We start from the raw sequence: 22,826 nt of genomic DNA, 5'->3' as shown, positions 1-22,826 counted from the left end.
ATCCTTATAATAGTTGAAAAACGAATATAGCATGAAAAACAAAATGAAATGGATATTGGCAGTAGGATTATTGTCATGTTCGGTAGCAATGGCACAGCAACAGAGTGATATATTATCGGTATCTGCTTCTGCAAATGCAGAAAATGCTGCTTTAGCCTTTGACAGGAATGTAAAAACGATGTGGACAATCCCTTCTCAGGCACTAAAGGCTGAACAATGGCTGATGTTTACCATTCAGCAGCCCGGAGATGTTTGTGAACTGGACCTTCAGATGCAGGGTATCAATAAGAATGAACTGAAAGAAGTACTGGATATCTTTGTCACTTATGACCCCATGAATCTGGGAACTCCCGTGAACTACCGGATCGAAGGGAGCGACAAACAGATGAAAGTCAAATTCACTCCTAAATACGGTGCACACGTCAAGCTGAATTTTAAGCAAGGAAAGCTGGATAAGCCTTTCTCTCTGAAAGAAATTTCAGTTCTTGTGGCAGAAAAGGTATTGACGGACAGTCAGGGAAAAGTAACCGACCGTCGGTATATGGACGCGTCACTGCCGGTAGAAGAACGGGTGGAAAGTTTGTTGGCAGTGATGACTCCGGAGGATAAAATGGAACTGATCCGTGAAGGATGGGGTATTCCCGGTATTCCTCATTTGTACGTGCCTCCTATCACAAAGGTAGAAGCGGTGCATGGTTTCTCTTATGGTAGCGGTGCTACTATCTTCCCCCAGGCTTTGGCGATGGGAGCTACCTGGAACAGGAAGCTGACGGAAGAAGTGGCTATGGTGATCGGAGACGAGACAGTGGCTGCCAATACCAAACAGGCATGGTCGCCGGTGTTGGACGTTGCACAGGATGCACGTTGGGGGCGCTGTGAAGAAACTTTCGGAGAAGACCCTGTATTGGTGTCACAAATAGGAGGTGCATGGATCAAAGGATACCAGTCCAGAGGATTGTTTACTACTCCCAAGCATTTCGGCGGACATGGTGCCCCGTTGGGCGGACGTGATTCACATGATATAGGACTGTCCGAACGTGAGATGCGCGAGATTCATCTGGTTCCGTTCCGTCATGCGATCCGTAATTATGACTGCCAGTCTTTGATGATGGCCTATTCCGACTATATGGGAGTTCCGGTTGCCAAGAGCAAAGAACTGCTGCAACAGATATTGCGTCAGGAATGGGGATTCAACGGGTTCATCGTCAGTGACTGTGGCGCTATCGGAAATCTGACAGCCCGTAAACACTACACGGCAAAAGATAAGATTGAAGCTGCCAATCAGGCATTGGCTGCCGGCATTGCGACCAATTGCGGTGATACTTACAATAATAAAGAAGTGATTCAGGCGGCAAAAGACGGTCGTATCAATATGGAAGATCTGGACAATGTATGCCGTACGATGCTGGGTACGATGTTCCGCAACGAACTTTTTGAAAAGAACCCTTGCAAACCACTGGACTGGAAGAAAATATACCCGGGATGGAACTCGGACAGCCATAAGGAAATGGCACGTCAGGCGGCACGTGAATCAATTGTAATGCTGGAAAACAAAGAGAATCTTCTTCCTTTGTCAAAGACACTGCGTACGATTGCGGTACTGGGTCCCGGTGCAGATGACCTGCAGCCGGGCGATTACACTCCGAAATTGCTTCCGGGACAACTGAAATCGGTATTGACAGGTATCAAAGGTGCAGTAGACAAGCAGACCAAAGTTCTTTATGAACAGGGATGTGACTTTACCAATCCGGACGAAACCAATATTCCGAAAGCTGTGAAGGCAGCTTCCCAATCAGATGTCGTGATTATGGTACTGGGTGACTGCTCTACCAGTGAAGCGACCAATGATGTCCGTAAGACATGTGGAGAAAATAACGACTGGGCGACTTTAATCCTTCCGGGCAAACAGCAGGAATTGCTGGAAGCAGTCTGTGCAACAGGAAAGCCGGTGATACTGATTCTTCAGGCAGGCCGTCCTTATGATATTCTGAAAGCATCCGAAATGTGCAAGGCTATCTTAGTAAACTGGTTGCCGGGACAAGAAGGTGGTCCGGCTATGGCAGATGTACTGTTTGGTGATTACAATCCTGCCGGTCGCCTGCCGATGACATTCCCGCGTCACGTAGGACAACTTCCTTTGTATTATAACTTCAAGACTTCAGGACGCCGTTACGAATATGTAGATATGGAATATTATCCGCTTTACCGTTTCGGATTCGGACTTAGCTACACTTCATTCGAATATTCTAATCTGAAGATACAGGAAAAGGCGAATGGCAATGTGGAAGTTCAGGCTACAGTGAAGAACGTAGGAAGCCGTGCGGGTGATGAAGTCGCTCAGCTATATGTGACGGATATGTATGCCAGTGTGAAAACCCGTGTTATGGAATTGAAAGACTTTGCCCGTATTCATTTGCAGCCGGGAGAATCGAAGACTGTTTCGTTTGAAATGACTCCATATGATATTTCATTGCTCAATGACCGGATGGACAGAGTCGTGGAAAAAGGAGAGTTTAAGATCATGGTAGGCGGAATGAGTCCCGATTACGTAGCTAAAAATGAAATCAAACATAGTGTAGGCTATAGTGATAACAAGAAAGGTGTCACGGGAATGCTTAATTATACACATGAGTTTGGTGCCAATTTCGATCTTGCCGTGTCCAAGGTAGAAGAGAACCTTGTCAAGAATCAGAAGACAGTGTGGGTGAGTGTGAAAAATACAGGTACGTTGATGGATATCGGTAAGGTGGAAATGTTTGTGGATGGTAAGAAGGTGGGAGATGCCATTCATTATGAACTGGGAGCAGGCGAAGAAAAACTGATTCCGTTCAAGCTGGCAAAAGAGAATAAGCAGCCTGTAGCGTTTACGACCAAATACAAGATGGTGTCTTTATAAGATTCCTTTAATAGTAAATGAATGATAACTTTTACCGGATAAGTGATATGTATCAGAGGCTTATAACCTGTTTTGGACTGTTACTGATTGTTTCCAGTCTCTTCGTAAGGGCAACCGAACCGGTTCATGACGTACCGGTCAAGATACGAATCGCTGACTTTAAGGATGCCAAGGCCGGTGCTGTAAGCTATACATTTGATGATGGATTGCGCAATCAGTATCTGATTGCTGCTCCCATCATGGAGAAGTTGCAGATACCGGGAACATTCTTTGTCATTCCCGGGCAGGTCTCGGTTACGCTGCAGGAAGCTGAGGCCAAGAAGCCGGGTGCATGGGGAGGTGTTACCTGGGAGGAGATACGTACATTGGCGGCTAAAGGTTTTGAAATCGGTAATCATGGGTACAGTCATAAGAATCTGGTGACTCAGGTAAAAGAACCGGAAGAACTTGAACATGAGATAGAAAATAGTGCCGATATGATCCGAAAGGAAACGGGTATTTTCCCCGTTTCTTTTTGTTACCCTTACAACAGCTTCAATGAGCAAGTCGAAAAGATCGTAGAAAAACGTCATGTTGTAGCCCGTACTTTTCAGCAAGGCATTGGAGCCAGAGATACCACGGCAGAGAATATCAATCAATGGGTTGATAAACTGATTAGCCAGAGGAAATGGGGCGTAGCTATGATTCACGGTTTGACAGACGGATTTGATCCGCTTCGCCCTGATGTTTTTGAATCTCATCTGACTTATGCGAAGAAGCATGAAAAAGATCTTTGGATCGATACTTTCGGTACTATCGGCCGATACATCAGACAGCGTGATGCGACCACTATCAAGGACGTGAAAATCGATTCTAATTCAGTGTCTTTTATTCTGAATTGTAATTTAAATAAAGAACAGTTTGATATTCCGCTGACTCTCGTTATCTTAACGGAAAACAAAGTAACTGAGGCGAAGGCGAAACAAGGAAGGGAATCCCTTCCTGTCACGATACAGGATAAACAAATAATGATTCACTGTACTCCCGATTCCAAACGGGTCACAGTGAAATGGAAATATAGTAATGTAGATATAGACTTATAAATAAAATGAAACGACTTCTTTTCATATCATGGATATTCTTGTTGTCCGTAAGCTTTGGGCTGACAAAGATGAAAGCCGATGTACGGATGCCGCTGATCTTCGGTGATCACATGGTGTTGCAGCAAGACACAAAGATTGCCATCTTTGGATGGGCTGATGCCGGAGAAACCGTAGAGGTAGTCTTTGCCGGACAGAAAGTGAAAACGACTGCTGACACTGACGGAACATGGAGAGTGAACCTGAAACCGATAAAAACAAAGAAAGAAGGGCAGACTCTGACGATTGCCGGTAAGAACAAACTTGTCTACTCGGATGTGTTGGTAGGCGATGTATGGGTTGCTTCTGGACAATCGAATATGGAATGGGGAATGAAGGTAAGAAAAGAATATGCTGACGATATAGCCGCTTCGGAAGATCCTTTGCTGCGTTTGTTCTTTGTTCCCAAGAATACGTCGTTAGAGCCATTGACCGATATTGAAGTTCCTCAGGGAACATCTAACCCCGAACGGGCTGCCAGATGGGTGCTTTGTACACCGGAGATGTTGGCTAAGATCAATGGACAAGGCTTTTCGGCAACAGCTTATTACTTTGCACGTGATATGCGTGCTGCAAACGGACGCCCGTTGGGAGTTATCCAGTCCGCATGGGGAGGTACGCGTGCAGAAGCCTGGACCAGCCTTTCCGGATTGAAACAAGAACCGGCTTTGGCTCACTATGTAGCTGCGTATGAGAAGAATGTGAAAGATAATCCGGAAATACTCGCCACTTATCCACAGAAACAGAAAGAATTTGATGAAGCGGTAAGGGAATGGGATAAGACCGTAGGAAAAGAATGGAATCAGGCACAAAAAGAATGGGCGATAGCTGTGCAGGCAGCACAAGCAGCAGGAAAGCCGGCTCCTCCCAAACCACAGCCCAGAGTTCCCCGTCCGCCCAATCCGCGTAAACCGAATGGGGGAAATAACGGTCCGTCCAATCTGTTTAACGCAATGATTTCTCCTTTAATCCCTTTGAGTATAAAGGGAGTCATCTGGTATCAGGGAGAATTTAACTCCGGCGGCTCTGGAAAAGAATATGCTACCTTGTTCTCCCGGATGATTACGGATTGGAGAGAGAAATGGGGAATCGGTGATTTTCCTTTCGTATATGTGCAGCTTCCCAATTTCGAACCGGTAGATCCCGAGCCGTCTGTCGAAGGAAACGGCTGGCGCTGGGTACGGGAAGGACAGCTGAAGGCCTTGAATCTGCCCAACACGGCAATGGCTGTGACAATCGATGTAGGAGATCCTTTCGATTTGCATCCGGTAGATAAATACGATGTCGGACACCGGCTGGCTCTTGCTGCCCGGAAACTGGCGTACGGAGAGAAAATTGTCGGCATGGGACCTCTTTATAAAAAGATGTCTGTGAAAGGAAATAAGATCATTCTGGAGTTTACCAATCAGGGTAAAAAACTGGTGATGGGAACTTCTCCGTACATTCCGGCAGGAAAACCGCCTCATCCGAAACCGACGAAGCTGACAGGCTTCGGCATTGCGGGAGCGGACCGTAAGTTTGTATGGGCGGATGCGGTGATTGAAGGAAATAAGGTGATTGTGTCCAGCAGTGAAGTGGCTGTACCTGTGGCCGTACGTTACGGATTTTCCAATAGCCCCCGTTGTAACCTGTATAATGAGAAAGGCTTGCCGGCATCTCCTTTCCGTACGGATAGCTGGGATAAATAACACGAACCGGCGAACTAATAAACAGAAAAACACCATGAAAAGAGCTACTTCCCTATTAATGGCAAGCGTATTGGCAGGATGTATCGCTTCCTGCTCATCAGAGAAACGAATGCCCCGGCATCGGATTGTAACGAATCCGATCAACCTGAACTATCGTTTCCAGCCGAAAGACGAATCGCGTCGCGAAGCCGCCGATCCGGTCTTGGAATACTTTAAAGGATATTACTATCTGTTTGCTTCCAAGTCCGGAGGTTACTGGCGTTCTGAAGATTTAGCGGATTGGGAATACATTCCCTGCACTACCATACCGACTCTGGAGGATTATGCTCCTACCATTCTTCCTGTCGGAGATACGCTGTACTTTACCACTTCCAGCGGTAAAACTCAGATATTCAAGAGTGCCCATCCTGAAAAGGATGCGTGGGAACCGGTAGATACGAAGCTGACTTACCGGCTTCATGATCCGGCTTTCTATAGAGACGATGATGGGAAAGTGTATATGTATTGGGGATGCTCGGATAAAGATCCTATCATGGGCGTGGAAGTAGATCCGAAAGACGGTTTCCGTGCCATTGGAGAAGCCAGAGCGTTGATCGAACACCACGGAGATAAATATGGATGGGAAGTGCCCGGAAAGAATAATGAAGAGCCGCGTCAGGGATGGAATGAAGGACCTTGTATGCTGAAATATGAAGGACGTTATTATTTGCAGTATGCAGCTCCGGGTACTCAGTATCGCATCTATGGTGACGGGATTTATGTAGGAGATAACCCGTTGGGACCTTTTGAATATATGGAAGATAATCCATTCTCCTTTAAGCCGGGCGGATTTATCGGTGGGGCAGGGCATGGCCATACCTTTCAGGATAAGTATGGCAACTACTGGCATATAGCATCTATGACAATCTCCGTTCGCCATTCTTTTGAACGGAGACTGGGACTTTTTCCGGTAGCAATCTCTGCCCGCAACGGAATGTATGCCCATACAGCCTGGTCGGATTATCCTTTCTATATACCCGACAAAAAGGTGGACTTCAATAAGACCGATCTGAGTATGGGATGGAATCTGCTTTCTTTCCGGAAACCTGTTTCCGATTCCTCCTCTCTTCCCGGCTATGAACCGGACAAAGCCAATGATGAACAAATCGAAACCTGGTGGGCCGCTCAAACCGGAAAGAAGGGAGAATGGCTTCAGATTGACATGGAAACTCCGGTGACGGTCAATGCGATACACGTGAACTTTGCCGATCATCATTTTAAAGTATTTGCACCTCATCCTCCTGTTGTTTATCAGTTCTTGATAGAAGGTTCGGCAGATGGAAAGGAGTGGATGAATCTCGTTGATGAAAGAGAGAATAAGAAAGATGAGCCTCATCGTCTTTTCACGTTAGATAAGCCTGCAAAACTCAGATATCTGCGAATCAGTAATTCGAAAGAGCTGGAAGGATGTTTTTCTTTGTCCGGTTTCCGCATATTCGGTAAGGGGGAAGGGACTGCACCGTCCGCAGTGACCGGTTTTCGGGCGATACGGGATGACAGTGACCGGAGAATTTACCGTTTTACATGGGATGCTCAGACAGGGGCTACCGGATATATCCTGCAATGGGGAACGCAGAAAGACAAGTTAACGCATTCAGTGACGGTATACGATAATCAGTATGAGGCCCGTTACTTCAACAGGGATTCGGAATATTATTTCTCTATAAAGGCATTTAATGAGAATGGTAATTGATTGATTGAAAGGAGGGTTGAGCATGAAGAAAGATAGAAGCAGTATACGGAGAATCGTTTTGCAGAGTTTTAGATGTGGTTTGTTCATTGTTGGCGGATTACTTTCTGAGACGATGACGGCACAAAACCGGGCAGTGGTGTTCGACCGTGATTTCTCTCCGGCGGAAGGCTTGGTTATTCCACAGGAAAAGCCGTATCGGGATGAAGTCTGCCTGAACGGATTTTGGGATTTACAATGTGTTGCAGTCCTTTCTTCATGGAAAAGCGGTTCGGGAATAGCTCCGGAACTGTCTGCCCCCAAACCGGACCAGTGGGAGAAAGTAAAGATCAAAATACCTTCTGCAATCAATGTGAATGACTGGGGAAGAGGCAGTAAGGTCGGTGAAGGAACACAACGTCCGTATGCGCCGGGATCAGTCTACTTTCCAAGTTATCCCGAACATTGGGTACATACCCGTATGGGGTGGCTGCGCCGTAACTTCCGGATTCCTGCGGATTGGGAGCAAAAGCGGATTCTGCTTCATTTCGAAGCTGTTGCGGGAGATTGTGTGATACAGGTGAATGGAAAAGAGATTTGCCGGAACTTTGATGCTCATCTTCCTTTTGAGGCGGATATTACAGCGTATGTGAATCGTGAAGGTGAGAATGAGCTGTTGGTTGGAGTAAGAGATACCAAGTTATTCGACAAGTCGCATCCCGTCTATCAGAAAATGGGAGCGACTTATCCTACCGGTTCCAATACTGATTATTTATTGGGTATCTGGCAGGATGTATATATGTTTGCTGTGCCTGAGATACGGATTACGGATGTATTTGTACAACCGTGGGTAGATAAGAATGAGCTGAAGGTAGAAGTAGAATTGATAAATCTTTCACCGGAAAAGGCGAGCCTGACATTGAATGGCGAAGTCCGGGAATGGGTGAACCAGGCAGGAAAGGATATTCTGACAGCTCCGGAGATAAAATGGACGTTGGGGAGCACGGCGCTTACCATGCCTGTTACTACTGTTACGCTTCAAAAAGGAGAGAAGAAGAAAGTTGTTATTACTCAACATCCGGATCATCGATTGAAATTCTGGACTCCGGATACTCCGGACTTATATACTCTGCTGTTGACCGTAAACGGAAAGAAGCAGGTCTATGACTGCAAGGCAACCCGTTTCGGATGGAGACAGTTTAAGATTGTCGGCGATGAATTTCAGCTGAACGGAAAGAAAATACAGTGTTTCGGAGATATCCAGCATCCATTTAGTGCTTATATCTGTTCGCGACGCTTTGCTTATGCGTGGTATCAGATGATCAAGGACTTTGGTGGAAATGCGGTTCGCCCGCACGCGCAGCCCTGGCCGCGTGTTTACTATGAATTGGCAGATGAAATGGGATTGATGGTACTGGATGAAACGGCTTTGTTCGGTAGTTCCATTCGTCTGAATCTTGAAGAAGACGTAACATGGCAGCGTTCACATAAGCATTTGGAACGTCTGATCATGCGCGACCGTAACCATCCCTCGGTCATAGGATGGAGCGCGGGGAATGAAATGTTTGCTATCGCTTTATTGAATAAGCCGGCAAAGGAGGTCGCCGCCGTTTGGGATGACAAACTGGTGGAACTGACAGGAAGTGCCCGTCAGTTTGATCCGACCCGTGACTTTCTGACGTTGGACGGTGATCGCGATATGGACGGACGTCTGCCTGTATGGAGCAAACACTTTTCTCATGGTCTGAAACTGGACGATTTACCCAAAGGACTGAATAAACCTTTGATCGTAGGTGAATCCGGGGCAACTTATTACGGGCGTCCTCATCAGCTATATCCTTTTGTCGGAGAGAAAGCCTATTTGTCTTATGAAGGGCGCAGTGAAGCATTGGCAATCGATGTCTTTCAGAATGTGAAACAGATGGCCATTCCTTATCTGGCGTATTATTCTCCTTCGGAAGTATGTTGGTTCGGCTTGGAGCACATGAATCTGGGATACCATGATTTTAGCCGCCTTCCGAATCTGTCGGATGGAATCTTTGCCGGCAAACCGTATGAAGAAGGCAAACCGGGATATCAATATGAACGTATCCCTCCTTATGTAACCACTTTTAATCCGGGATTGGACAGTTCGCTTCCTTTATATAAACCGCTTCCGATGTTTAATGCACTGAAAGCGGCATTGAACGGTGGCGAATGGACTGCATTCAAAGAAGTAAAACATCCTGTGAAACCGGAATTACCTTCCCCTGTCTATGCTGTTGCATATTTAGCCGGAAAGGCGAATCCGGATTTAATCCGTTTCCTGACTGAATCCGGTATTTCATTAACAGAGAATCCGGGAAAAGCAAACCTATGGATAGTAGATGCGGAACAAGTGACAACGGCAGATTTGCAAGGATTACAATCCGCTTTGAAAAAATGGAGGAAGAAGGGCGGTATGTTGCTGGCATTGGGCAGCGGAGAGAAGTTGAGTGCGGACTTCTGCCGATGGTTGCCCGATGAAGTCAGGCTGACGAAACGTAAAGCCACTGCTTTGGAGATGAACAGAAGTACTTACTGGGGAAACTATTTTGAACTTCCCGATCTATATTTCGGTGAAATGGAAGGAGACCGTTACATCTTGAAGCAAGGGCTGGCGGGAGCATTGGTGGAAAAAGGCAATGTCATATTAAAAGCTTCCCGCACGGACTGGAATTTATTTAATACTTCTCCCGAACACTGGAAATGCGCTCAGGTCGTCTTGTATGAAGCATTACAAAAGCCGGAAGGAGCAGCTTTGATCACATATCCGTTGCAGGATAAGACAGATTTGGTTCTGTCAGTCATAGATTATCGCTTGCAGACGAAAGAAACAACTGCCTTCTGGAACTCGATGTTCCATGTAATGGGCATTGCGACAGACGGAGGCGGTTTCAAGTCTCACGGGGTAAAGGAGAAGAAACATGACTTGTTGATGGATGGTCCGGTAGATTAATAAAAACAGATAATAGGATAGAAAAATGATCATGATGAAAAGGTATAAAAAGATTTTGTTGACAGGTGTGTTGTCAGCCTTGTCTTGTTCGTTCGTTCACGCACAGGAGCTATACAAGAATGAAAATGCGCCTGTACATGAACGGGTAATGGATTTGATTTCCCGTTTGACGGTGGAAGAGAAGATCAGTTTGCTTCGTGCCACTTCTCCCGGTATTCCCCGTTTGGGTATCGATAAGTACTATCATGGCAATGAAGCATTGCATGGAGTAGTACGTCCCGGACGTTTCACCGTATTTCCACAAGCCATCGGACTGGCAGCTACCTGGAATCCGGAGTTGCAGAAAAGGGTCGCTACAGTAATCTCGGATGAGGCACGTGCCCGTTGGAACGAGCTGGATCAGGGAAGAGAACAGAAAGAACAATTCAGCGATGTGCTGACTTTCTGGTCGCCTACTGTGAACATGGCACGTGACCCGCGTTGGGGACGGACACCGGAAACGTATGGAGAAGACCCTTTCCTGAGTGGAATAATGGGAACAGCCTTTGTGAACGGACTGCAAGGAGATGATCCGCATTACCTGAAAATCGTTTCTACTCCCAAGCATTTTGCCGCCAACAACGAAGAGCATAATCGCTTTGTCTGCAATCCACAGATATCGGAGAAACAATTGCGTGAATATTACTTTCCTGCTTTCGAAATGTGTGTGAAGGAAGGAAAAGCCGCTTCCATCATGTCCGCCTATAATGCGCTGAATGATGTGCCCTGCACGCTGAATCCGTGGCTGCTGCAAAAGGTGTTGCGTCAGGACTGGGGATTTCAGGGATATGTCGTTTCCGATTGTGGCGGACCTGCCTTGCTGGTCAATGCCCATAAATATGTAAAGACGAAGGAGGCGGCCGCCACTTTATCCATCAAGGCGGGACTCGACCTTGAATGCGGTGATGATGTATATGACGGCCCTTTATTGAATGCTTACAAACAATATATGGTATCGGATGCCGATATTGACTCCGCCGCCTGTCATGTGCTGACGGCCCGCATGAAACTGGGACTTTTTGATAGCGGGGAGCGAAATCCGTATACTAAAATCTCTCCGTCAGTGATCGGTTCGAAAGAACATCAGCAGATAGCTCTGGACGCTGCCCGCCAATGTATCGTTTTACTGAAGAATCAGAAAAACAGGCTTCCGCTGAATGCTGACAAACTGAAATCGATCGCAGTAGTCGGCATCAATGCCGGCAAATGTGAATTTGGCGATTACAGCGGCGCTCCGGTAGTAGAACCGGTTTCCATACTACAAGGTATCAGAAACAGGGTGGGCGATCGGGTGAAAGTCGTCTATGCTCCCTGGAAATCGGCTGCCGATGGGCTGGAACTTATTCAGGGAGAGAACTTCCCGGAAGGACTGCAAGCTGAGTATTTTGACAATACCCGCCTCGAAGGTACACCGAGAGTGCGTAAGGAGAGTTGGATCAACTTTGAACCTGCCAATCAGGCTCCCGATCCGTTCCTGCCCAAATCTCCGTTGTCTGTCCGTTGGACGGGAAAGTTGAAACCGACCGTTTCCGGTCGCTATACTTTCAGCTTTACATCCGATGACGGTTGCCGCCTGAGCATTGATAATCAGATGCTGATTGATGCGTGGCAGGCACATGCCGTATCTACGGATTCCGCTTCCATTTATCTCGAAGCGGGAAAAGAATACCAGTTGAAAGCGGAATATTATGATAACCGGGATTATGCCATTGCAAAGTTGCAATGGAAAGTTCCGCAGATAGGCAAGGCAACTCGTCTCGATTTGTACGGAGAAGCCGGGAAAGCGGTTCGCGAATGTGAAACGGTAGTTGCTGTGATGGGTATCAATAAATCGATAGAGCGTGAAGGACAGGACCGGTATGATATTCAGCTTCCGGCAGATCAGAGAGAGTTTCTGCAGGAAATCTATAAAGTGAATCCCAACATAATTGTTGTTTTGGTAGCAGGCAGTTCATTGGCTGTTAACTGGATGGACGAGCATGTTCCTGCCATTGTGAATGCCTGGTATCCGGGTGAACAGGGAGGAACCGCTGTTGCCGAGGTATTGTTCGGTGATTATAATCCTGCCGGACGTCTGCCGCTCACCTACTACAAGTCTTTGGATGAACTGCCTCCGTTTGATGATTATGATATAACCAAAGGGCGTACTTATAAATATTTCAAAGGAGATGTCCTTTATCCGTTCGGCTACGGACTGAGTTACTCTTCTTTTACATACAGCGATCTGCAAGTAAAAGACGGGGCTGGTGAAGTCACTGTTTCATTCCGGTTAAAGAATACCGGTAAGAGAAATGGCGATGAGGTTGCTCAGGTTTATGTGCGGATACCGGATACCGGAGGAATTGTACCTTTGAAAGAATTGAAGGGATTCCGTCGTGTTCCTTTGAAATCAGGAGAAAGTCGTCGGGTAGAGATTAAGTTGAATAAAGAGCAACTTCGCTATTGGGATGTAGAAAAAGGACAGTTTGTAGTACCCAAAGGGGCATTTGACATAATGGTTGGCGCTTCTTCCAAAGATATTCGTCTGCAAACAGTCATTGATTTATAGACTTTATTTAAATTTGAACCGGAAAGAAGATTAAGATTATATTCACTGAGGTAATGCCTTCTGATTGCACAGTCTGTGCCACCCTATTGGCACAGTTGTGCCACCGCACTGGCACTGTTATGCCAAGCCTTTGGCACAGTTGTGCCAATAGGGTGGCACAAGCATGACACAGTATGGGGCAATCTTAAGGCATTACTTCTTAAAATTTAGTATTATGAGAAACAAGTATTTGCGTTTTGCAGATGTATTATTTCTACTTAGCTTTGTGGCAGGAACTACGATGACGGCTTGCTCCGAACAGCCTTATCAGCCGACCTTGAAGGCAACTTATAATAAGCCTGCCAAAAACTGGGAAAGTGAAGCCCTGCCCATCGGTAATGGTTATATGGGAGCCATGATTTTTGGTGACGTCTATGTAGATGTCATCCAGACAAACGAACATACCTTGTGGTCGGGAGGCCCCGGTGAAGATTCGTCTTACAATGGAGGACATCTGAGAACTCCGGAAGTGAACAAGGATTATCTCCACAAGGCGCGGGTGATGTTGCAACAGAAGATGAACGACTTTACGGCAAACCGTTCTGCATATATAGATGAAAATGGAAAGCTGATTACCCATAACTACGATGGAGACGGTGGCGGCACAGAATTGCGGAATCTGATTGATAATCTGGCAGGAACAAAGGAGCATTTCGGTTCTTTCCAGACATTGAGCAATATCATTGTAGAAACTGTCAATCCTCCCATTCCCGTCTTGATAAAAGAAGCAGTGCAGACCAATTATGACAATACAAAGAATCAAAGTCAGTCGATAGGCAGCCTTTTCGATCAGAGCACTACCAGCAAATGGTTTGCCGATAACGACCGGTTTTCCGGTGCGGGAAGCCTGCCATGCGTTATCAAGTGGGCATATACCCATGCTCCCAAGGCTGTTTCCTATAGTCTGACCTCGGCCAATGATATGCCGGGCAGAGATCCGAAATCATGGAAACTCTACGGTTCGACAGACGGAAAATCATACGACTTGCTGGATCAGCAGTCCGGCACTTTTTGGGGGGATGATAAGGACGGAAAGGGGAGTCGCAATAAGACCCTGTCTTTTCCTTTGAAGGCGGACAAGTACACCTTCTTCAAACTCGAAATCACAGAATTAATCGATAACAAACAGAAACCGCAATTGGCGGAACTCTCGATAGATGCCTCTACCGAACTGCCTTATTCCGACTATACCCGTACGCTTGATATAGATAATGCGATTCATACGGTGATGTATAAGGAGAATGGAATCACCTTTAAGCGCGAATACTTTATGAGTTATCCGGATAATGTAATGGTGATGCGTCTCACCTCAGATTCGAAGAAGGGAAAACTTTCACGCATCATTTCTCTTGAATCGCTGCATACCGATAAAACCATTACGGCAGACAGTCATACTATTACCATGACGGGATATCCGACTCCGGTCAGCGGAGACAAGCGAGTAGGGGATGCCTGGAAGAATGGACTGAAATATGCGCAGCAACTGGTCGTGAAGAATAAAGGAGGAAAGATTTCGGTAGTGGACGGAACGAAGCTGAAAGTAGAGGATGCCGATGAAATAATCGTTCTGATGTCTGCCGCCACAAACTATGTACAGTGCATGGACGACTCCTACAATTATTTCTCTCAAGAAGATCCGTTGGAAAAAGTGCAGGCTATGCTGCATAAAGTAGCTGATAAGAAGTACACGGCTCTGTTGGCTACTCACCAGAAAGACTATCATTCGTTATACGACAGAATGCGACTGAATCTCGGTAACTTGCCGGAGGCACCCGTTGCTCCTACGGACAGTTTGCTGAAAGGTATGGACGAGAATACCAACTCGGAACAGGAAAACCAGTATCTTGAAATGCTGTATTTCCAGTTCGGCCGTTATCTTTTGATATCTTCTTCACGAGAAGGTTCTTTGCCCGCCAACTTGCAAGGAGTATGGGGTGAAAGACTTTCCAATCCGTGGAATGCCGATTACCATACGAATATCAATATACAGATGAATTATTGGCCGACACAGTCTACCAATCTGAGTCCGTGTCATCTGCCTATGGTAGAGTATGTCAGAAGTCTGGTGCCTCGTGGAAAGTATACAGCGCAACAATATTATTGCAAACCCGATGGCGGCAATGTTCGCGGCTGGGTGACGCATCATGAGAATAATATCTGGGGCAATACGGCACCAGCCAAGAAAAGCACGCCTCATCATTTTCCGGCAGGGGCAATATGGATGTGTCAGGATATTTGGGAGTATTATCAGTTCAACCTTGATAAAGACTTCTTGAAAAAGTATTATGATACAATGCTCGATGCTGCTCTTTTTTGGGTAGACAATCTTTGGACAGACGAACGCGACGGTACACTGGTAGCAAACCCGTCTCACTCTCCCGAACATGGCGAGTTCTCACTGGGCTGTTCAACTTCGCAGGCTATGATTTGTGAAATGTTCGACATGATGATCAAAGCCAGCAAAGAACTGGGAAGGGACAAAGACCCTGAAATCATAGAGATAGCAACAGCTATGAGCAAACTCTCCGGACCGAAAATCGGTTTGGGTGGGCAGTTTATGGAATGGAAAGATGAAGTAACGAAGGATGTTACCGGAGATGGTGGGCACCGGCATACGAATCATCTTTTCTGGTTGCATCCGGGTTCGCAGATTGTAATCGGAAGAAGCGAACAGGACGATAAATATGCAGATGCCATGAAAGTGACGCTGAATACACGCGGCGACGAAGGAACCGGGTGGAGCAAAGCATGGAAACTGAACTTTTGGGCACGTCTGCATGACGGCAATCGTTCTCATAAACTGTTGAGAAGTGCCATGAAACTGACTGTTCCCGGAAGCCATGTAGGCGGTGTATATACTAATTTGTTTGATGCGCATCCGCCTTTCCAGATTGATGGAAACTTTGGTTGTACGGCTGGTATCGCAGAAATGCTGATGCAAAGTCAGGGCGGATATATCGAATTGCTTCCCGCTTTGCCCGATGCATGGAAAGATGGTTCATTCAAAGGAATGAAAGCGAGAGGAAACTTTGAAGTAGATGCGGCATGGACTGACGGGAAGATAACAGCTGTAGAGATTCTTTCTAATTCCGGTGCGGAATGTGTGATTAAATATCCGAATGCAAAGGATCTGAAAGTTTCCGGAGCGAAGGTAAAGGTACTTGCTGATGATCAAATCTCTTTTGCTACTGTGAAGGGTAAAACGTATATTATTAAAAACGTATCTTCTTTATAAAGAGAAAACTAAGTGTATAAGGAGGTAATGTAGTCTGTCCAGAGACAACTATTAACGACTGAAACCAAAAGGCAATTGATTCGCAATGAATCAGTTGCCTTTTGGTTTGAATCTATGTTCAATAGAATAAAGATGTGAATAGTTTGGATAAGGCTCGTTCTTGGGTTTGATTAAAAGTCGAAACTATCTTCATTGAGATTGACTAAAAAGGAGATTCGAGATACTACCGACTTTTTAGTCAGTCCTCAATGAAGACACTAAGAATTCTACTGAATTGGGAAGTTTTTATTATTTCTTATCTTTTGTGAATTAACTCAGGGATTGCAATTGTAAGAACATCTTTGCTAATTACTTCGATTATAATCAAAAACAAAACTGCCCGTCTCCTCTAATGGGAAGACGGGCAGGAAGAATGGAAAAACTCCACTCAATGATATTAATTACATACCTATTTCAATAATTCATTCACCATGTTTACCAGCAGTTTACCTGCTATCGGATCAGTGGTTGCCTTTTCTGTACATAGAGTTGAAACGAGAGACTTTCCTTTATTGTCGGCTATCTGTAGCAGTGTCAGTCCGCGCATAGATTCGATACGTGCGATACGTTCCTCCGGCTTACCACCGTCGATATAAGCATGGATCTTCATTTGGGCGGCGAGTTCCTTCACATTCTCGTGGCGGATAGCTTTCAATGTAGCGGTGCAAGCTAGTGGAATTTCACGCTTGTTGTTATTGAAATAGCGTAATTCCAGTGCACCGATTCCATCGAATACAGGGGCATCATTCCGTTCCATCACCACGATGTCTCCCTCAGTGGGAATAATCCATCCGGTGATATATTCGGGATAGACTTTTTGTGCTGCCTCTTTGCTGTTCAGGAAGAGAATCCGACCGCCTTTTGACTGATATTCACGCAGTAATCTTGCTTCTTCATCGGTACATTCTTTCAAGCCCGATATAATGCAGAGATTAGCTTTTTGCTTGGCATTCAGTAGTTCCTTGATAGACGGTACTGTCTGGCAGGCGATGTCCAGGAAGTCAAGGGTAACTTTCATATGATCTTTATCCAGTAAAAGAATCTTCTTGCTGGCAGTTACTTGACCGATATTCCATTCCTTGCGTGCCACTAATAATCCGTATTCATTCTGGGATAAAGTGACTCCGCTTTCGGTGAGAGTGAGTTTCAGTTTTACATTAACCTTGTCTGCCGGTAAATTGGAAGGCATATGGATGTTCGGTTCGATGTATTTACGACCATAATATTCCACTGCCGGAAATTGTTCCGTGCCGGAAGCCAGTACCTTATTGGTTTCGTCTACAATGCTCCATGCCAGTGACGTAGGCTTTAAGTCACGTCCTTCTTCATTATCATTTACTACATAGATACGTGTATGTAACTTCTCACCTGCATAAAGATTGCGTCCCCACAGTTCCGCACTGACAAGTACGGGCTGCATAGCACGTTGCATAGCGTAGTAAGTGGGATACGGTTGTATATTCTGGTGATCATAGCATTGGCGGAACCAAGTCATATAGGCAAAGTGCATGATGCCCGAAGCCTGTTCGTTGGTGCGACGGAGGGTTTCGGCCAACTCTCCCGTGATGAACGATTGTGTATTAAGGAAACTGGCGGGATCTCCCCAGTCATATGCTTCATATCCAATTAATGAATAGGGATTCTGATGGATCAGCTGATAAGAGCGGGTCGGATGACCGGTTTCAGCATTCGGATAACCTGTACTCATTTCCTGGCTGATCAACGGACGTCCGGGACTCTTGAATTGTTTCTGGAATTCTCCGTTGAAGAAGCGGAATACCGAATAGTCATACCAATTATAGTAGGCATGGTTGTCATCAATATCTCCGTCATCAACTGTTTTCAGAAAGTCATCACCAAAGCGTTTGCTGGCTTTGTTGTGAAGATAGTTGGAGTCGAAACATACAGGACGTGTCGGGTCAGTCTTTCTCATATCTTTCACTACATCGGATACGATGCGGAATTTTTGCTTGGCACGTTCCGTGTCGGCATCCAGATCGTAGAATTTCATTTCATTGTTCACAGTCCAGAAGAATACGGAAGGATGATTTCTGTACTTTTTCATCACACGCAGCCATTCACTGCTCCAAAGATCCAGCACACCTTTGTCCGGTATCGGGGTGGAGTGTATCATGAGCCACGACCAAGTACCCTCAAAGCTGATAGCGATACCGTTGCGGTCTGCTGCCGACACCCAAAGTTCGTTCCAGGGGGTGGTATGTGTTCGGGTAGACTGTACATTACCTTCTTTCATCAATTTCATGAACTTGTCTGCAAGGAGCGAATCATTGGGACAGAGAGCGAAAGGAATATGGTTACCTCCACGCAGCCAATATTTGCGGCCGTTCAGATAAAGGAATCCATCTTTGCTTTCAAACGTGCGGAATCCCGAAGTTACGGTGATGCAGTCCGTCACTTTGTTTTTTCCTTCCGTCAGGCTCACGCGAAAATCATAAAGATTAGGAGTGGCAGGTTCCCAAAGTTTGGGTTTCAGCCCTTTGATATCACAGGTAAATGTTTCTTGTGCGCTTGTCGCTAATGAGAGTTTGCTACGTACAGGTGCACCGTACAACGTTTCCCCCGTTTGTTTGTCTATAATATCTATACGGATATCGAAGTTTTTCTTTTTGGGCGCATGATTTTTGATGGTGACATCTATTGATGCACCGTCCAGAGCCGGTTTGATAAAGATATCTTCTACTTTCAGCGGGTTGCTGACAATGAGTTTTACGGGCTGCCATATACCGGCAGGGTTATCACCATAGAATCCATGAGGGATGTCTGTCAATACGGCTTTGTTGGCCTGCTGGTCGTTCTGGTTATCCTCCACTTCCTTGCGTACTGACGAATAGTAGTTTTCCATGGCGTCACTGGTTTGTGCGGCTTTTCCGTTGATGTCACGTGTCACTTTTACTGCGATCAGGTTGCGTCCCGGACGCAGGAATCGGGTGGCGTCTACTTGGAAATCACCGAACATACCGATGTTGGAACCTGCCGATTCACCATTAATATATACTTCCGCCATTTTGGATACGGCGTCGAATGAAAGAGTCAGCTGTTTTCCCTTCACGTCGGCGGGCAGTTCCAGCCATTGGCGATACCAGGCAGCACCGGTTTTCCGGTAGTTGAACGTATAGTTCTCGCATCGGTCGGTTTCTTGTTGGTAGTAGGTGTCCGATACCCCTTTATGTTGGGGACCGGTGGGCGATGGCATGGTTTCTCCATGCAGCCAGATACGGATAGGGTTCCAGAAAGCGGGAACAGGCATTATATGCCAGTCGTTGTCGTTAGTCTGCATGGAGATAGCCTTCGTCTTATCGTTCAGTTGGTAGTCGGGCATGAACAGCCAGTTTCCGTCCAGCGATAGTTCGGTTCGGTCGGCAGTCAGTTTATCCAGTTTGACGGAGGTATATTGCGCCCGCTCTTCGCGGCGTATCTTTTCCTTTTCCTGTGTGGTGAGTGCCATACGATACTCCTGAACCTTGACATCTTTGAGAGCGTCTTCTGCCAATGGGGTGACAGTGAGGTCATCAAATTCCGTATCTATCCATCCGCCTCCCAGTGCTACTTCACCGGTGGGAGCCAGATTGCTGTTTTTATCTTCCAAATCAATATGAGGAAGCTTTTCGTCGTTTACAAAAACCCGGATACGGTTACCGCATACTTCCACTTTCACTTTGTACCACTCTCCCGGCACGGGGTGAAAGCCCAGCGGACGGACTCCCATGAATTCGTCTGTACCCATATATCCGGTACGCATCAGGTAGAGATCGTCTTGCAACCCGCCTTTGATACCTATCACATAACGGTCAAAGCGGTTATGTGTACGGAAGCCTGCCCATATCTGTACCTGTTCGGCGTCTTTCGGGGCACGTGCCTTGAAAGACAGGGTATAATCTTTCCACTCAGGATTGCCGAAGAGGGCATAAGCGCTGCGCGAATGAAATACTCCATCGTTCACCCGGCAGACACCACGTCCCACAGTATTCAGTGGTTGGGAGGCATTGGAGAAATCATTGCTCCATACGGTTTGATCTTGGGCTTGCGTTGTCAGACCGGACAGGCTACAGGCGCAAGCTAAAAATACTTTGCTAATTTGATTCATGATATGATTTTGTAGTTTAAAAGTTCATTGTATTTAAAATTATGATTTGGCAAAGACTGCAATTCACAGTTTGATCACGAAAAATGATGTGGCAAATATAGAGACAGGTAGTTAAGTGAGAGCTTAATTTTCGCTTAATTGACTATTAAATATCCCTTAAATGCGGAATTTATGCAAATAATCACGGGAGCGCTTTGAAAATCTACCAGGAATAACGCCATTGTAATACTAAAAATCCACATCTTATATAATCGGATAAGTTACTAATTGGATATCTCCTGATTTGTGTTATGTTTGTATAGTATTTGCCTTATTCCCCTTTTTAGCCTTTCTACTTGAAATATTCTTCTTTTTGCAGGAAATGAATGTTCATTTGGATAAATAAATAGGGTATGGACAGCATATTATAGGATATAAAACTTCCCCCTTTTCCCGAAATTAATACCTAAGATTGCGAAAAATTATAAGAAGATAGTATTAGTTTTAAAATTAATTAGAAATTAATCAGAGTTTAATCGTATTTTATAAAAAATCTTAAGCAGGCTCTTGTTACTTTGCATCAGAACTCAAAAATAACCTTAAATATTAAGTTTGTTCAGTCGACGCTTTCTTAAATAATAGATAAAAAGGGTGTTTTCGAGGTGTAACAAATAGCAAATGTATAATATAAAAAAGAGACCGTGAAAAATTATTTGAAAATCACGATGGGGCTTGTATTAGCTTCCATGATTGTTAGCTGTTCTGATGAGGACAATACTATTGTTCCTGAGACTAATCCGGACCCGGTTATACCGACAGAAGGGACGTTCATACTTCCTGCTCCTGCGGTAGAGAGTAACATTCCCGAACATAATTTCCTGATGGGTGCATTGTTCAGCTTCCAGAAGAATCTCCGCAATGGAGAAGATGCTGCCAGTGGCGGGACAAGTTCTACAACCTTTTATAATAAGCCGCTTTTCGAAGTGAAGTCTTTTGGAGCTACGGAAACAGAGTGGTGGGATAATCTGGTGGAAGAGATGGTGTATAGTGGTTTGGATTATGTAGCTCCCAATTGCCGCGGACGCTTGCCGAAGGCCGACACTGATCCTGCTTATGACAGAGATCATGGTGATCCTACCCGTATCAAAGATTTCATTGCTGCTTTACAGCGCCGGAATGAAGAAAATCTGAAGATTGCCATCTTCGATGACTGTCCGGCTTCTTGGGCGGCTGCCCGCAATTTTGATTTGTACCAGACTTATGCTACATTCATTAATGCCGAAACTCAGCAAAACAAGGGACTGACCGATGAAGAGGTGATGTATCCGCTGGACAATTTGGACGATATATATAAGTATATATGGGACTACAATATAAAACTGGCCTTCGATAACTTTTATGGCGAGAATAAAGCCAATAACAAGTATCTTCTTCGCATAGACGGCAAACCTGTCCTATTTTTGTGGAGCATCAATGGTTTCCTTAATGTAGACTATGCTGCATTGGGCAATAAGAAAATAGACTGTAAGGGCAAATTAAAGACTATTCTGAACAAGATTCATGCTGACTTCAAGTCGGCTTATGGCGAAGATCTCTTTATTTGTGCCGACAGAGCCTTTCAGGACCGTGATAAAGAGGTGGACGAATCAGTCGTAGAATCACTGAACGATTGGTTTATTGCTGCTGAGCAGGCTCCCACCCGTAGTTCCTGGACGGTACGTACCTTCAATGGAAAAACTGTAGGTGTGGCTGTTCCGGCTTTCTATACCAATGATAAATCGGGTACCCGTATGTTTTTTGATGCAGATCACGGCAAACGTTTGACGGATGCTTTGGACGATATGGTTGCGAAGAGTGCTGATCTGGTCTTCCTGGAAGGTTTTACCGATATGGCCGAGAATGCTGCTTATTGGAGAAGTACCGACAACATTTACTATGACTTCCCCAATCAGCGTCTGAACATTCTCCGTAAATACAGTAGCAGCCGGGCATGGGCCGAATCATTCCGTGTAGAAATGGAGGCCTGCGATTACTTCTTCGATGTATCTGCTAAGAATAGCGGTAATCAATACCGTACCGGAAGTCTGGATGTTGCCAAAATAGCCGGTGTGGCTCCGGATAAGAACACCGAATGGTACGTCACCAGCACAGAGGCGGGTGAGTGGATGGAATGGAAAGAACTGCCTTATGCTGCCGGAGATATTACAGTCAAGGTATGTTATGCTGCCAAAGAAGATGCTAAAATCCGTTTTGACTTTGGCGAAGGCACGAAAAGAAGACAAGGTCCTGTCGTAGAACTTCCTGCTACCGGAGGCGAATGGGTTACTGTCGACGCTTTCACCATGAAGAGCGATGTGAACGGCTGGCGCCGTACCGTGCTGAACATTGTGGCGGGTAAACCTGATTTGAACTACTTCACCATCACTGTAGAAAAATGAAAAGAACAAATTTATTA

At 45.7% G+C, this 22,826-nt stretch carries 9 protein-coding genes; 8 read left to right on the top strand and 1 reads right to left on the bottom strand.

Annotated features, from left to right (window positions below):
• The first annotated feature begins 31 nt into the window (after positions 1–31).
• From DW640_RS10615 to DW640_RS10585, 7 genes are all read left to right on the top strand, one after another.
• A complete protein-coding gene (locus DW640_RS10615) occupies positions 32–2,896 on the top strand; it encodes a glycoside hydrolase family 3 N-terminal domain-containing protein (protein WP_199610326.1) in 2,865 nt (954 codons plus the stop codon).
• Positions 2,897–2,913: 17 nt separating this feature from the next.
• The gene (locus DW640_RS10610; RefSeq protein ID WP_117578075.1) at positions 2,914–3,978 is read left to right on the top strand and encodes a polysaccharide deacetylase family protein; all 1,065 of its coding nucleotides are present in this window, start codon (positions 2,914–2,916) and stop codon (positions 3,976–3,978) included.
• A gap of 5 nt (positions 3,979–3,983) precedes the next feature.
• The gene (locus tag DW640_RS10605; protein ID WP_061473507.1) at positions 3,984–5,702 is read left to right on the top strand and encodes a sialate O-acetylesterase; all 1,719 of its coding nucleotides are present in this window, start codon (positions 3,984–3,986) and stop codon (positions 5,700–5,702) included.
• Between the two features lie 34 nt (positions 5,703–5,736).
• Positions 5,737–7,434 carry a family 43 glycosylhydrolase gene (locus DW640_RS10600; RefSeq protein WP_117578073.1) on the top strand — a complete coding sequence of 566 codons (1,698 nt, stop codon included), beginning with the start codon at positions 5,737–5,739 and terminating at the stop codon, positions 7,432–7,434.
• 22 nt (positions 7,435–7,456) lie between these two features.
• Complete coding sequence (locus tag DW640_RS10595; protein WP_117578071.1) at positions 7,457–10,387, top strand: glycoside hydrolase family 2 protein; 2,931 nt, start codon at positions 7,457–7,459, stop codon at positions 10,385–10,387.
• Positions 10,388–10,412: 25 nt separating this feature from the next.
• The gene (locus DW640_RS10590; protein WP_117578069.1) at positions 10,413–12,974 is read left to right on the top strand and encodes a glycoside hydrolase family 3 C-terminal domain-containing protein; all 2,562 of its coding nucleotides are present in this window, start codon (positions 10,413–10,415) and stop codon (positions 12,972–12,974) included.
• Positions 12,975–13,188: 214 nt separating this feature from the next.
• Positions 13,189–16,248 carry a glycoside hydrolase N-terminal domain-containing protein gene (locus DW640_RS10585; protein ID WP_074858932.1) on the top strand — a complete coding sequence of 1,020 codons (3,060 nt, stop codon included), beginning with the start codon at positions 13,189–13,191 and terminating at the stop codon, positions 16,246–16,248.
• A 448-nt stretch (positions 16,249–16,696) separates the two neighbouring features.
• Here the strand turns inward: DW640_RS10585 and DW640_RS10580 are convergent, their stop codons facing one another.
• Positions 16,697–20,392: a glycoside hydrolase family 2 gene (locus DW640_RS10580; RefSeq protein WP_074858928.1), complete on the bottom strand. Its 3,696-nt coding sequence runs from the start codon at positions 20,390–20,392 to the stop codon at positions 16,697–16,699.
• 680 nt (positions 20,393–21,072) lie between these two features.
• Between DW640_RS10580 and DW640_RS10575 the strand changes: the two genes are divergently transcribed.
• Complete coding sequence (locus tag DW640_RS10575; RefSeq protein ID WP_225637778.1) at positions 21,073–22,809, top strand: DUF5010 domain-containing protein; 1,737 nt, start codon at positions 21,073–21,075, stop codon at positions 22,807–22,809.
• Positions 22,810–22,826: the final 17 nt, after the last annotated feature.

It is taken from the genome of Bacteroides sp. AM23-12 (genome assembly GCF_003434395.1).
Lineage (GTDB): Bacteria > Bacteroidota > Bacteroidia > Bacteroidales > Bacteroidaceae > Bacteroides > Bacteroides thetaiotaomicron.
This window is presented reverse-complemented; position numbering and strand designations above follow the sequence as displayed.